The organism is Streptacidiphilus anmyonensis (assembly GCF_000787855.1).
Lineage (GTDB): Bacteria > Actinomycetota > Actinomycetes > Streptomycetales > Streptomycetaceae > Streptacidiphilus > Streptacidiphilus anmyonensis.
The window spans coordinates 34,862-47,905 of record NZ_BBPQ01000034.1 but is presented as its reverse complement, the minus strand read 5'-3'; the positions used below and the strand labels follow the sequence as shown (position 1 = coordinate 47,905).

The following is a 13,044-nucleotide window of genomic DNA, read 5'->3' as shown; positions in this document are numbered from 1 at the left end:
GTCAAGAGGACGTCAGGGTCCCGGGCCCGGGTGCAGGAAACCCGTCAAGGGGCGGCGCTCGGCCCCCATGGCGGTGGTCGTATGGACCCCGACGGCGGCGCCGACCACGGTGCCGCGACCAGCCGGGAGGCGATGGCCGTGAGCCAGCACGTGATGACCGCCGAGAAGCCGCGGACGGACGCGTCCGCCGACGTGCCGTACCACCGTCCGACCCCCGCCCCGCCCGTGGCGGCAGCGGACGAGGACGAGGCCGAACTCAACCTCCACGCCAACTGCCGCATCGCCGCACGCTTCCTGACCTGAGCGGCGGGCTGTGCGCGGCGCTGACGCGGGTCTCTGAGACGCGGGTCTCTGACCGGGCAGAGGACCCCGAGTCCTCCACACCGTGGGCACGACTCAGCCGGGGCGTGAAAGTCCCTTGCAGAACCGTACACATGAGCGTTTTTCGGACCGATTTTCGCACCTTCCGGTCTACGCTGAGCGGAGTTCCGACGTCCATATCCGCCGAAGGCCCCTGCTGCGAAAGATCTGCCCGCTCGTGAACGACGCACAGCCCGCCCCGGGCCAACCCCTGCGCCCGAACGAGATCGCCCTGCTCCGCGCAAGCCGGGACCTGCTCAACCCGCTCGCGGACGAGATGGCGGTCTACTTCTACGCCATCCTGTTCCAGCGTCACCCCGAGGTCCGGCAGCTCTTCCCCGCCAACCTCGACGTGCAGCGCTCCCGGCTGCTGCAGGGCGTGCTGCGGATGATCGACCTCGCCGACGATCCGGCGAGCCTCGCGCCCTTCTGCCGCCGCCTCGGCCGTGACCACCGCAAGTTCGAGGTTCTGCGCCACCACTACCCCGCCGTCGGCGCCGCGCTGCTCGACACGCTCGCCCGCTTCGCCGACGAGGCGTGGACCCCGCGCCTGGCCGACGTCTGGACCAGGGCCTACGAACTGGTCGCCCAGCTCATGGTCGAGGCGGCCGAGGACGACGCGGCGATCAACCCCGCCGTCTGGCACGCCCGGATCGTCGACCACCGGCTGCGCGGCCCCGACATCGCGGAGGTCACCGTCCTGCCCGACACGGCCTACCCGTTCGTCGCCGGGCAGTACGCGAGCGTGGAGACCCCGTGGGAGCCGCGGCTGTGGCGCCACTACTCCCCGGCCAACGCGCCCCGCGAGGACGGGACCCTGACGTTCCACGTGAAGGCCGTCCGCGACGGCCGGGTCAGCCGTCCGCTCGTGCACCGGGCCAGGATCGGCGACCCGCTCCGGCTCGGCGCGGCACAGGGCGAGATGGTCCTCGACCCGCGCATGGAGCGCGACCTGGTCTGCGTGGCGGGCGGCACCGGACTGGCGCCGATCCAGGCGCTGGTCGAGCAGGCGATCCAGGGCGGCAGCCGGCGCTTCATGGACGTCTTCGTCGGCGCCCGCACCGCCGACGAGCTCTACGGCTTCGAGGACCTGCTGCGCCTGGCGCAGCGCAACCACTGGCTCAGCGTCCGGGCGGCGGTCTCCCACGAGGACATCCCCGGCCTGACCGGCACCCTGCCGGAGGTGCTGGGCAAGTTCGGCCCGTTCTACCGGCACGACGCCTTCGTGTCGGGCCCGGCCGGGATGGTCACCAGCGTGGCCCAGGTGCTGCTGGACCTCGGCGTCCCGGCGCAGCGGCTACGTCACGACCCGTTCGACTCCCCGGTGTTGGAGGCGGCAGAGGCCGCCGCGACGGCCTCGGCGCCTCGGCTGCTCGACCGGATCCCGCGTCAGCAGGTCCGCGCGTGACCACAGCGCGCGACCGTGCCTCGGTGCTGTGGGCGGCCGAGTCCTTCGTCCGGCGGTTCGCCCGGGAGAACCCGGGCCACGTCGACCCGGACCAGCGGGTCCACGAGATCGCCGCCTCCGTGACCGCCACCGGCACGTACACGCACACGCCCGAGGAACTCGCCTACGGCGCCCGGGTCGCCTGGCGGAACTCGGCCCGTTGCATCGGACGCCTCTACTGGCAGAACCTGACCGTGCGCGACCTGCGCGACGTCACCCATCCCGACGACATCGCCCAGGAGTGCGTCCAGCATCTGCGGCTGGCCACCAACAGCGGACGGATCCGTCCCGTGATCAGCGTCTTCGCCCCCGACCGGCCCGACCGCCCCGCCGCGCGCCTCCTGAACGAGCAGCTCGTCCGCTACGCCGACGACCCCCGCAGCGCACAGCACGCCCGCATCCTGCGCGAGTTGGGCTGGAAGGGCGGCGAGGAGCGGTTCGAGGTGCTGCCGCTGCTGGTCCAGACGCGGCCGCACAGCGCCCCGGAGTTCTACGAGCTGCCCGAGGACGCCGTGCTGGAGGTTCCGCTCGGGCACCCGGGCCACTCCGGCTTCGCCGCCCTCGGCCTGCGCTGGCACGCCGTCCCCGCGGTCAGCGACATGACCCTGGAGATCGGCGGCGTCAGCTACCCCGCGGCGCCCTTCAACGGCTGGTACATGGGCACCGAGATCGGCTCCCGCAACCTCGGCGACACCGACCGCTACGACCTCCTGCCCGCCGTCGCCGACCTCTTCGGCCTCGACACGCGCGACGAGCGGACCCTCTGGCGCGACCGCGCGCTGGTGGAGCTGAACCTCGCCGTGCTGCACTCCTTCGAGCGGGCCGGGGTGACCATCGCGGACCACCACAGCGAGTCCCGGCGCTTCCTGGCCCACATCGAGCGCGAGGAGCGGCACGGCCGCACGGTCCCGGCGGACTGGAGCTGGATCGTCCCGCCGCTGTCCGGTTCGGCGACGGCGGTCTTCCATCGCTACTACGATCCGCCCGACCCGTCGGCCACGCCGGCCTTCCGTCACCGTCCGACCCCGTGGGCCGAGGGCCGTCCCGACGCCTGCCCGTTCTCGGGCGGCGTCGGCGTCCGCTGAGGCCGCCGGGTCGGGCGTCCGGGAACGCCCGGGCCGCCGTGTGTCCCCGGAGCGTGTCCCAGGGCCGTGTCGCAGGAGCGTGCCTCAGGGCCCGACCAGGCCCGCGTCGTGGGCCAGCAGGCCCGCCTGGGTGCGGTTGACGCACCCGAGCTTGTCCAACAGCCGTGAGACGTAGCCCTTCACCGTCGCCTCGGACAGGTGCAGGCGCGCCGCGATCCGGGCGTTCGGCAGGCCCTCGCCGAGGCAGGCCAGCACCTCCGTCTCGCGCTCGGTCAGCGTCGCGAGCAGCGCGCCCGCGCGGCGGCGCGCGGAGTCCGCGTCGTCGGAGGCGGCGATGAGGCGGCGGGCCGCCGTCGGGGACAGGACGGTGTGGCCCTCGGCGGCGACCCGGACGAGGTGGATGAGGTCCCGCGGCGGGGTCGACTTGACCAGGAAGCCCGTCGCCCCGGCCCGCAGCGCGCGCAGGACGTACTGGTCGGCGTCGAAGGTGGTCAGCACGACGACGCGCGGCGGGTCGGCGAGGCGGTTGATGTGCCCGATCGCCGTCAGCCCGTCCATGCCGGGCATGCGCAGGTCCATCAGCACCACGTCGGGGCCGGTGCGGCGCACGGCCTCGACCCCGGCGGCGCCGTCGTGCGCCTCCGCGACGACCTCGACGTCCTCGGCCGAGCCGAGGATGGTGCGCAGGAACCCGCACACCATCGGCTCGTCGTCGACCACTACGACCTTGACCACCCGTCACCTCACCTGCTGCTGGGGCATCTGCTGAGTCGGAACGTACGCGGGCAGGACCGCCTCGACCTCGAAGCCGCCGTCCGGGGTGCGGCCCGCGCGCAGCGTGCCCTGGACGACTTCGATGCGCTGCCGCAACTGGGCGATGCCGAGACCGGATCCCGTGCCGGCCATCGCCGTCGCGGCCGCGCCGCCGACCGTGGCCGCCTCGGGGCGGGTGTTGCGGACGACGACGCGTACGCGTGTCTCCCCGTACTCGACGCGGACGGTGACGCGGGCGCCGGGCGCGTGTTTGCGGACGTTGGTGAGCGCCTCGCGCACCACCCGGTAGGCGGTGCGCCCGACGACGGGCGAGGCGAGGGACCGCGCTCCCTCCTCGACGAGCTCGGTCGGGACGCCGACCGAGTCCGACTCGGCGACCAGCGTGGCGATGCCCTCGACGGACGGCGTGAAGTCGCCCTCGGGCTCGGCCCGCAGGATGCCGACCAGGTCGCGCAGTTCGTCCAGGACCTGGCACCCCGCCGAGCGCAGCTCCTCCGCCGCGCGGCGGGTCGGCTCGTCGGCGGCGGTGACCTGCATCGCGCCCGCCTGCAGGACCATGAGACTGACCCGGTGGGTGACGATGTCGTGCATCTCCCCCGCCAGCCGGGCCCGTTCCTCGGCGCGGGCCTGCCGGGCCAGCAGGTGCTGCTCGCGTTCCGCCCGCTCGGCGCGCTCCTTGAGCGCGAGGACCAGCCGGTGGCGGGCGTCGAAGTACAGCGCCAGCAGCGGCCCGACCGCGGTGCGCAGCAGACCGACGGTCATGACGGAGACGGAGCCCTGCCACGGTCGCATCACGACCAGGGTGAGCGCGGCGAGCACGAGCAGCGCGGTCCTGCGGGACCGGCGGTCGCGCTGGTAGTAGACCGGCCCGTAGGCGGCCAGGGCGGTGCCGAAGGGGGCCCAGATCGCCGTGCTGTGCACGGGGGTGAGGGCGTGGAACGGCGAGATCAGCAGCGTGACCGTGAGGGTGAACGCCCCGAGCACGGCGACCACCGTGAGCGGCGCGACGCGCCGGAAGACCACGGAGGCGACCGCCAGGGCCTGCACGACGAGCAGGCTCCAGGCGAGCGTGTCCGGATGCGCGGGCCACCAGTTCACGCCGCCGAGCGTGGCGGCGGTGTCCAGCGTGACGAAGGCGACGGCGAGGGCCACGTCCACGGCGAGCCAGTGCCGACGGTGCCACGGCGGCCTGTCAGTCATGCCGCCCACGGTAGGCCATGGGTACGGGCCGCGACGCCGACCGCGCACCGGGTCGCGACCTTGGTCGGGCGGACACCCTACGAAAGTCGCATGCCGCCGCGCGCCGCCCGCCGTTCGTCGCCGGGACGACCGACGGGCGGGTCTGCCGCAGGGCCGCGCCGGAGCCGTGGAATGGAGGCGGAGCTCGCGGGAACGGCCTCGCGAACCGACCTCCTGAGAAGGGCACTGCGATGACGACCACGACGACGACGCTCGGCCTGGGGCGCTATGTGATCGACCCGAGCGGCTCCTCGGTCACGTTCACCACCCGCCACCTGTTCGGCCTCGGCCTGGTGCGCGGCAGCTTCGCGATCCGCTCCGGCTCCGTCGATCTCGCCGAGCCGCTGGCGGCGTCGGTCGTGACCGCCGAGCTGGACGCGGCCGGCTTCGCCACCGGCAACGGCTCCCGCGACGCGACGGTGCGCTCGGCGAAGCTGCTGGACACCGACCGGCACCCGCGGATCGTCTTCGTCTCGGAGCGGGTCTGCGAGACGGAGGTGGCGGGGACGCTCACCGCGTGCGGGGTGTCGCGCCCGGTGCGGCTCGCGGTCACGGACACCACGGTCTCCGCCGAGGGCAGCGGGTTCCACGTCCGGGCGACGACCAGGATCGACCGCACGGACTTCGGCGTCACCGCGATGCGCGGCCTGGCGGGCCGGCACCTCGACCTGACCGTGCAGGTGACCTGCGTGCACGCCTCGCTGCGCGACGGCACGGCCGGGTGGGCGGCGCGGTGACGGGCGCCCTGAGCCTGCGCAGGCGCGGCGCGGTGTTCGTCCTCGACGGCTCCCCGTCGGCCGCGTCGCTGCGGACGGGCCGCAGGATGCGCAGCGCCGAGATCACCGTGGACGGACGCACCGTCGAGGTCCACGTCGACGACCACCGGCACTGGACCTGCCCCGGCGGCGTGACCGTCGACGGCGTGCTGCGGCTGGCCGCACCCGACGACGACCCGCGCGGCAGCCGCATCGCGCCGGACGGCGAGCCGGTCGGCTGGGTCATGGGCCGCGAGCGCGGCTGCTTCACGGCCTCGGTCGTACGCGGTGGGGCCCGCATCGATCTGCGGCTGCCCCGGCGGGGCGGCCCCCAGGTGGAGATCGTCCCGACGGGCTCCTGGCCGGATCTGGAACTGGTGGCCCTCGCCGCCGCCTTCGCCCTGCTGGCCCGCCGCCGCGCCGAACGACTGCGGGCCATGGCGATCGCCGGGGCGATGGGCCACGGGTGAAAGAGACTTGCCGCCCCTTGGCAAGGACCCGTCACCGCTTGCGGTCAAACCGGCTGCCCCGACCGTGAGTTGACGGTTTCTTGCGCAAGTCCGTGACATTTTCTCAATTCTTGTTCTCAATATTGCATGCGTGCTTCGCGGAAGTTACGGTTCCACCCGCTCGGCGGTCTGCCGACGTCCTCTTCGTTCCGCGAAGGAGCAACCGTTGTCCGGATGGTCCCTACGCAAGCTGAAACGAGCCGTCGCCCTCGGGGGCGGCGCGCTGCTCGTGACGGCCGGGGTCGTCACCCCGGCCGCCCAGGCGGCCTACGCCGCGACCCCCGTCGCGACCGGCGGCAGCGGCGCGAGCCTGCCCTACGCCGAGGTCCAGGCCGAGAGCTCCGCCACCAACGGCACCGTCATCGGCCCGAGTTACACCCAGGGCCAGCTCGCCGACGAGGCATCCGGCCGCAAGGCGGTGACGCTCGCGGGCAACGGCAGCGGCCAGTACGTCAGCTTCACCACACCGGTCGCCACCAACTCGATCGACTTCCGCTACTCGATCCCGGACAGCTCCGACGGGTCGGTCTACACCGCGCCGCTCTCGCTCTACATCAACGGCGTCAAGCAGTCCGACTTCACCCTCACCAACGCCTACAGCTGGTTCTACGGCAGCTACCCGTTCACCAACACCCCGAGCAGCGGCAACCCGCACCACTTCTACGACGAGGTGCACCGGCTGCTCAGCAGCACCTATCCGGCGGGCACCACCTTCAAGCTCCAGGTGGACTCCGGGGACAACGCCTCCTCCTACACCGTCGACCTCGCCGACTTCGAGAACGTCGGCGCGGCGCTGACCCAGCCCGCCGGCTCGGTCTCGGTCACCAGCGAGGGCGCCGACCCGACCGGCGCGGCCGACTCCACGAACGCGTTCAACGCGGCCATCTCGGCGGCCGGTTCGGGCGGCACCGTGTGGATCCCGCCGGGCGCCTACGACATCCCGGGCCACATCGCGGTCAACAACGTGACGATCGCCGGCGCGGGCATGTGGTACTCGACCGTCACCGGCGCCGCGCCCGGCTTCTACGGCAACTCCGCGCCCAACCCGAGCACAGGCGTGCACCTGCAGAACTTCGCCATCTTCGGCAACGTGCAGGACCGCAACGACAGCGCCCAGGTCAACGGCATCGGCGGCGCGATGTCCAACTCGTCGGTGACCAACGTGTGGATCGAGCACGACAAGGTCGGCGCGTGGATGGACGGGCCGATGGACTCGCTGACCTTCAGCGGCATGCGGATCCGCGACACCACCGCCGACGGCATCAACTTCCACGGCGGCGTCACCAACTCCAAGGTGACCAACAGCGACATCCGCAACACCGGTGACGACGGCATCGCCACCTGGGCCGACTCCGGCATCGGCGCGGACGCGAACGACACGATCTCCAACAACACGGTCCAGTTGCAGATGCTGGCCAACGGCATCGCGATCTACGGCGGCCACGACAACACCGTCACCGGCAACCTCGTCGAGGACACCGGCATCACCCAGGGCGGCGGCATCCACGTCGGCCAGCGGTTCTCCTCCACGCCGGTCGGCACGACGACCATCTCCAACAACACCCTGATCCGCAACGGGGACCTGGACCCGAACTGGCAGTTCGGCGTCGGCTCGCTCTGGTTCGACGGCAGCCAGGGCGCGATCACCGGCCCGATCAACGTCTCCAACACCCTGATCGAGCAGAGCCCGTACGAGGCGATCCAGTGGGTCGAGGGCACGATCAGCGGCGTCAACCTCAACACCGTCACCATCGCCGGGACCGGCACCTTCGCGCTCCAGGAGCAGACCGGCGGCGCGGCCTCGTTCACCAACGTGACCGCGACCGGCGTCGCCCAGGCAGGCGCCGGGAACGCGCCCAGCTACAGCTGTGAGGGCGGCAGCTTCGCCGTCACCGACGGCGGCGGCAACTCCGGCATCAACCCGACGCAGTGCAACGGGTGGCCGGCCCCGGTCTACCCGCCGTACCCGCAGACCGGCGTCACGGCGTCGCCGAGCGCGCTGAACTTCGGCTCGGTGGCGACCGGCGCGACCAGCGCGGCGCAGACGGTCACGGTCTCCAACCCGACGTCCTCGGCCGCCTCGGTGTCCTCGATCGCCACGACCGGGGACTTCGCACAGACCAACACCTGCGGCAACTCGATCGCGGCGGGCGGCTCCTGCACGGTCGGCGTCACCTTCTCCCCGACCGCGGCCGGGAGTCGCAGCGGCAACCTGACCGTCAACGCGGGCGGGGTCACCAACACCGTCAGCCTCTCCGGGACCGGCACCGCGCCCGGTCCGGTGCTCGGGGCGAACCCGGCGAGCCTGAGCTTCGGCCAGACCGTCGTCGGGGCGAGCTCCGGGACGAAGACGGTCACCCTGACCAACTCCGGCACCAGCACGGCGACCGTCTCGAACGTCGCGGTCACCGGTGACTTCAGCCAGAGCAACAACTGCTCCTCGATCGCCGTCGGCGCCTCCTGCACCGTCACCGTCGGCTTCACCCCGACCGCGGCAGGCACCCGCACCGGCACCCTGACGGTCACCGGCAACGCCAACAACAGCCCCACCAGCGTGGGTCTGACCGGCACGGCCATCGACAGCAGCACCGACATCGCCGCCGGGCAGCCCGCCTCGGCGAGCTCCAGCAACGGCCAGTACGTGCCCGCCAACCTGACCGACACCGACCCGTCGACCTACTGGGAGAGCGCCAACGGCAGCTTCCCGCAGTGGGCGCAGGTCGACCTCGGGCAGAGCTACAGCATCGGCAAGGTCGTACTGCGCCTTCCGCCGTCCACCGCGTGGGGGGCGCGCACCGAGACGCTCTCGGTGCTCGGCTCGAACGACGGGACCACCTTCAGCACCCTCGTCGGCTCGGCGGGCTACAACTTCGACCCGAACGCCAACAACAACACCGTCACCATCCCGTTCAGCGCCGCCACCGCCCGCTACGTGCGGGTGAACATCACCGCCAACACCGGCTGGGCGGCGGGCCAGCTCTCCGACTTCGCGGTCTACCCGAGCGCGGGCGGCTCCTCCGCCGCGACGCTCGCGGCGGCTCCGACCTCGCTGAGCTTCGCCGGGCAGACCGTCGGCTCGACCAGCTCCGCGCAGGCGGTGACGGTCACCAACACCGGCAACGCCAGCGCGTCGATCTCCTCGGTCACCACCAGCGGGGACTTCGCGCAGACCAACACCTGCGGCAACTCGCTCGCGGCGAACGCCTCCTGCACCGTCAACGTCACCTTCACGCCGACCGCGACGGGAACCCGGACCGGCAGCGTCACCGTCAACGGCAACGCGTCGAACAACCCGCTGACGATCGCGCTCACCGGGACCGGCACCAGCAGCGCGCCGACGAACCTGGCGCTGAACAAGGCGACGAGCGAGTCCAGCAACACGCAGAACTACGTCTCCTCCAACGTCACCGACGGCAACCAGTCCAGCTACTGGGAGAGCGCCAACGGCAGCTTCCCGCAGTGGGTGCAGGTGGACCTCGGCTCCTCGCAGAGCGTGAGCCGGGTCGTGCTGGAGCTGCCGAACAGCACCTCGTGGGGCGCGCGCAACCAGACGCTCTCGCTCCAGGGCAGCACCGACGGCAGCAACTTCACCACCGTCGTCGGCTCGGCCGCCTACACCTTCGACCCGAACGTGAACGGCAACACCGTCACCCTCACCTTCCCGGCGAGCACCCAGCGGTACTGGCGGGTCAACATCACCGCCAACACCGGCTGGTCGGCGGGTCAGCTCTCGGAGTTCCAGATCTTCAACAGCTGACGCCGAACGCGTGAGGCGGGCCGTCCGCAGGGTCTCCCTGCGGACGGCCCGTCCGTTGTCCCGCGGTGTCGGCCCTCAGCCCGTCACGGTGTTGGACGTGACGCTGCCGCTCGTACCGTCGAGGGTGAGCAGGTGGCGCACGCCGTCGGGTCCGAGGACGACGACCTGCCAGGCGGTGCCGCCGCCCTGCTCCGGCAGCGTGCCCAGCGACTCGACCTTGCCGCCGGAGACGGCGGCCTCCGCCTTGGTCACCGCCTGGTCGGCGGGCAGGGACGGCAGCGGCGCCGGGGCCGTCGACGCGCCGACTGCTCCGGCCCCGTCGGGCACCGCGACGCCGGGCACGGCAGGGATCGCCGCGCCCGGCACGTTCACGACCTGGCCGCCCTTGACGACCACCGCGCCGCCGCCGAAACCGCCCTCGCGTTGGGCGATGATCTGCTTCAGAGCAGGGCCGCCCGGCCCGACCGCGATGGCGACGCGCCCGCCCCCGTCGTGGCGCACCACAGCGGCGGTCACCGCGGCCGAGCCGCCGACCAGGACGACCGCGGCCACGCCGCCCACGACCCAGCGGGACCGGCGACCGGTGACGACGCGGCGGACCGGGCCGCGCCGGGGTCCGACCGGCTCCGCGAGCTCGGCGGCCTCGTGGTTCTCCTCGGGTCCGTCCGGCTCGGCGGGCACCGCGTCCGGTGCGAACGGATCGCTCATCTCGGCTCCTTCATCTTCGTCCTCGGGTTCGTCCCTGGGCTTCGGTGCCTGAGAATCCCGCAGCGACGCTGAAGGCCCGCTGAAGATCTTGAAGACCCCTTCAGCTTCCTCCCGGCGCGGGCTGTCACCCTGTTCCGGTGCGCGTACTGATAGTGGAGGACGAACGGCGGCTCGCCGCCGCGCTTCAGCGCGGCCTGGAGGCGGACGGGTTCGCCGTCGACGTGGCGCACGACGGAATCACCGGACTGCGGCAGGCCACGCGCAGCCCCTACGACGTCGTCGTGCTCGACATCATGCTGCCGGGCCTGAACGGCTACCGGGTCTGTGCCACGCTGCGGGCCGGCGGCTACCAGGCGGGCATCCTGATGCTGACCGCCAAGGACGGCGAGTGGGACGAGGCCGAGGCGCTGGACACCGGTGCGGACGACTTCCTGTCCAAGCCCTTCTCCTACGTCGTCCTGGTCGCCCGGCTGCGCGCGCTGGCCCGCCGGGTGGGCGGGCGCCAGCCGCGTCTGGTGAGCCTCGGCGACCTGGCCGTCGACCTGGGCGCGCGCACCTGCGCCCGCGCGGGCGAGCCGGTCCGGCTCACGGCGCGGGAGTTCGCCGTGCTGGAGCACCTGGCGCTGCGGGCGGGCGACGTCGTCTCCAAGCGGGACATCCTGGACGCGGTGTGGGACGAGAACTACGACGGCGACGCGAACGTCGTCGAGGTCCACGTCAGCGCGCTGCGGCGGAAGATCGACACGCCGTTCGGGCGGGCGGCGGTGCAGACCGTGCGCGGCGTCGGCTACCGGCTGGCGGTGGACGGTGGCTGACGACGTCCTCACGGGTGACCGCCGCCGCGGGGCCCGTCAGCGGCTGCGCGCCGTGCGTGCCCGCGTCACTCCGCGTTCGGTGCGGGCCCGGGCGACGCTGGCCGCGTGCACGGTGGTGGCGGTCGCGCTCACCGTCGCCTCGCTGGCCATGCTGAGCCTGATCCGGGCCAACCTGCACGGGACCGCCGAGGCGACCGCCCGGGGGCAGGCCGGGGTGGTGGCCAAAATGGCCGCGGGCGGACGGCTGGGCAAGCTCGTGCCGCTCGGCGACGGCACGGACTTCATCCAGGTCGTCGACGGCAAGGGCAGGGTGGTGGCGGCCAGTCAGAACGTGGCGGGACGTCCCGCGCTCGAACTGGTCCCGGTGCCCGTCACGGAGGTGGGCGGGCTCAAGCCGCTCGGGATCGAGGCGCACCAGCAGGTCACCAGCGTCGTCACGGAGACCCCCGAAGGACCGGTCGTCATCCGCACCGGCGTCTCGCTGGGGGCCGCCGACGACGCCGTGTCCACGACCGCGCTCACCCTCGCCGTCGGCTGCCCGCTGCTGCTGCTGACCGTCGCGCTGGTCACCTGGCGGGTGACCGGCCGGGCGCTGCGGCCGGTGGAGGCGATCCGCAGCGAGGTCGCCGCGATCGGCGAGCAGGAACTGCACCGGCGCGTGCCGATCCCGCGCGGCGAGGACGAGATCACCCGGCTGGCGCGGACCATGAACGCGATGCTGGACCGGCTGGACCTGGCGGGGCGCCGGCAGCGCCAGTTCATCGCCGACGCCTCCCACGAGCTGCGCAGCCCGATCGCGGTCCTGCGCACCCAGTTGGAGGTCGCCCTCGGCCATCCCGACCCGCTGGTCCGCGGCGAACTCGTCGAGGGCGCGCTCCAGGACGCCGAGCGTCTCCAGGACCTGGCGGCCGACCTGCTCTTCCTGGCCCGTCTCGACGCCGGTCCCACGGAGCTCCCCGCCGACCCGATCGACGTCGCCGAACTGGTGCGCGTCGCGGTCCGCGGACGCGGCGGACGCGCCGGAGACGACGGAGACGACGGAGCGGACGCAGGGCACGGAGGGCACGGACGGCGGCTGGCGTTCACCCTCGACCTGGACGACGAGGCGGTCGTGCCCGGCCGCCACCTGTGGCTGACCCGGCTGGTCACGAACCTGCTCGACAACGCGGAGCGGCACGCCCGCACCGCCGTGCACGTCACGGTCGTGCGGGTCGGCGCGGAGGTGGTCCTGCGCGTCCACAACGACGGCGCCGCCCTCGCCGCCGAGGACCGCGAGCGGATCTTCGAGCGGTTCACCCGCCTCGACGACGCCCGCAGCCGCGACGAGGGAGGCGCGGGCCTGGGCCTGCCGATCGCCCGCGACATCGCCCACCACCACGGCGGCACGCTCGCGGCGGTGGAGGCCGCGGCGGGCGCGACGTTCGAGGCTCGCCTTCCTGCCGTGCCAGGGCGCTGACGGTTCAGCGGCCCGGTGCGGCGCCGCGGTTCAGTGCCCAGCTTCGGTGCCGCGGTTCGGCGCCCAGGTTCGGCGCCCAGGTTCGGCGCCCAGGTTCGGCGCCCAGGTTCGGCGCCCAGGTTCGGCGCCCAGGTGCGGT

11 protein-coding genes are annotated in these 13,044 nt (G+C 73.0%); 8 read left to right on the top strand and 3 right to left on the bottom strand.

From position 1 onward, the window contains the following. The first annotated feature begins 81 nt into the window (after positions 1–81). The 3 genes from TR50_RS25465 to TR50_RS25455 all read left to right on the top strand — a co-directional run bounded on the left by TR50_RS25465 (position 82) and on the right by TR50_RS25455 (position 2,892). Positions 82–303 carry a hypothetical protein gene (locus TR50_RS25465; RefSeq protein ID WP_042426435.1) on the top strand — a complete coding sequence of 74 codons (222 nt, stop codon included), beginning with the start codon at positions 82–84 and terminating at the stop codon, positions 301–303. A 235-nt stretch (positions 304–538) separates the two neighbouring features. Continuing rightward, entirely contained in the window at positions 539–1,768 is a 1,230-nt protein-coding gene (locus TR50_RS25460) for a globin domain-containing protein (RefSeq protein WP_042426432.1), read from the top strand. Then, positions 1,765–2,892 (top strand): nitric oxide synthase oxygenase, encoded by a 1,128-nt coding sequence (locus TR50_RS25455; protein ID WP_084700961.1) that lies wholly within the window; start codon positions 1,765–1,767, stop codon positions 2,890–2,892. The genes TR50_RS25460 and TR50_RS25455 overlap by 4 nt, the downstream gene beginning before the upstream one ends. An 84-nt stretch (positions 2,893–2,976) precedes the next feature. Here TR50_RS25455 and TR50_RS25450 read toward each other — a convergent pair whose 3' ends face one another. Next, positions 2,977–3,627 carry a response regulator gene (locus TR50_RS25450; protein ID WP_042426429.1) on the bottom strand — a complete coding sequence of 217 codons (651 nt, stop codon included), beginning with the start codon at positions 3,625–3,627 and terminating at the stop codon, positions 2,977–2,979. A 3-nt stretch (positions 3,628–3,630) separates the two neighbouring features. Then, positions 3,631–4,866 carry a sensor histidine kinase gene (locus TR50_RS25445; RefSeq protein WP_042426426.1) on the bottom strand — a complete coding sequence of 412 codons (1,236 nt, stop codon included), beginning with the start codon at positions 4,864–4,866 and terminating at the stop codon, positions 3,631–3,633. Between the two features lie 230 nt (positions 4,867–5,096). Here TR50_RS25445 and TR50_RS25440 point away from each other — a divergent pair, with 230 nt between their 5' ends. From TR50_RS25440 to TR50_RS25430, 3 genes are all read left to right on the top strand, one after another. Continuing rightward, positions 5,097–5,642, top strand: a complete 546-nt coding sequence (locus TR50_RS25440) for a YceI family protein (protein WP_042426424.1) — start codon at positions 5,097–5,099, stop codon at positions 5,640–5,642. Next, positions 5,639–6,130: a hypothetical protein gene (locus tag TR50_RS25435; protein ID WP_152648623.1), complete on the top strand. Its 492-nt coding sequence runs from the start codon at positions 5,639–5,641 to the stop codon at positions 6,128–6,130. Before TR50_RS25440 ends, TR50_RS25435 begins: the two co-directional genes overlap by 4 nt. 205 nt (positions 6,131–6,335) lie before the next feature. After that, complete coding sequence (locus tag TR50_RS25430) at positions 6,336–9,926, top strand: choice-of-anchor D domain-containing protein (protein WP_042426418.1); 3,591 nt, start codon at positions 6,336–6,338, stop codon at positions 9,924–9,926. Between the two features lie 75 nt (positions 9,927–10,001). On the opposite strand, the gene TR50_RS25425 is transcribed toward TR50_RS25430, so the two are convergent. Continuing rightward, positions 10,002–10,634 carry a PepSY domain-containing protein gene (locus tag TR50_RS25425; protein ID WP_042426415.1) on the bottom strand — a complete coding sequence of 211 codons (633 nt, stop codon included), beginning with the start codon at positions 10,632–10,634 and terminating at the stop codon, positions 10,002–10,004. Between the two features lie 137 nt (positions 10,635–10,771). On the opposite strand from TR50_RS25425, the gene TR50_RS25420 reads away from it, so the two are divergent. After that, positions 10,772–11,449 (top strand): response regulator transcription factor, encoded by a 678-nt coding sequence (locus TR50_RS25420; RefSeq protein WP_042426412.1) that lies wholly within the window; start codon positions 10,772–10,774, stop codon positions 11,447–11,449. Beyond that, complete coding sequence (locus TR50_RS25415; protein ID WP_052441316.1) at positions 11,442–12,905, top strand: sensor histidine kinase; 1,464 nt, start codon at positions 11,442–11,444, stop codon at positions 12,903–12,905. Before TR50_RS25420 ends, TR50_RS25415 begins: the two co-directional genes overlap by 8 nt. The last annotated feature ends 139 nt before the right edge of the window (positions 12,906–13,044 follow it).

Bases quoted from the DNA above. Each gene is read 5' to 3' on its own strand.
- TR50_RS25465 (WP_042426435.1), top strand. From the start codon at position 82: ATGGACCCCGACGGCGGCGCCGACCACGGTGCCGCGACCAGCCGGGAG.
- TR50_RS25445 (WP_042426426.1), bottom strand. From the start codon at position 4,866: ATGACTGACAGGCCGCCGTGGCACCGTCGGCACTGGCTCGCCGTGGAC.
- TR50_RS25440 (WP_042426424.1), top strand. From the start codon at position 5,097: ATGACGACCACGACGACGACGCTCGGCCTGGGGCGCTATGTGATCGAC.
- TR50_RS25425 (WP_042426415.1), bottom strand. From the start codon at position 10,634: ATGAGCGATCCGTTCGCACCGGACGCGGTGCCCGCCGAGCCGGACGGA.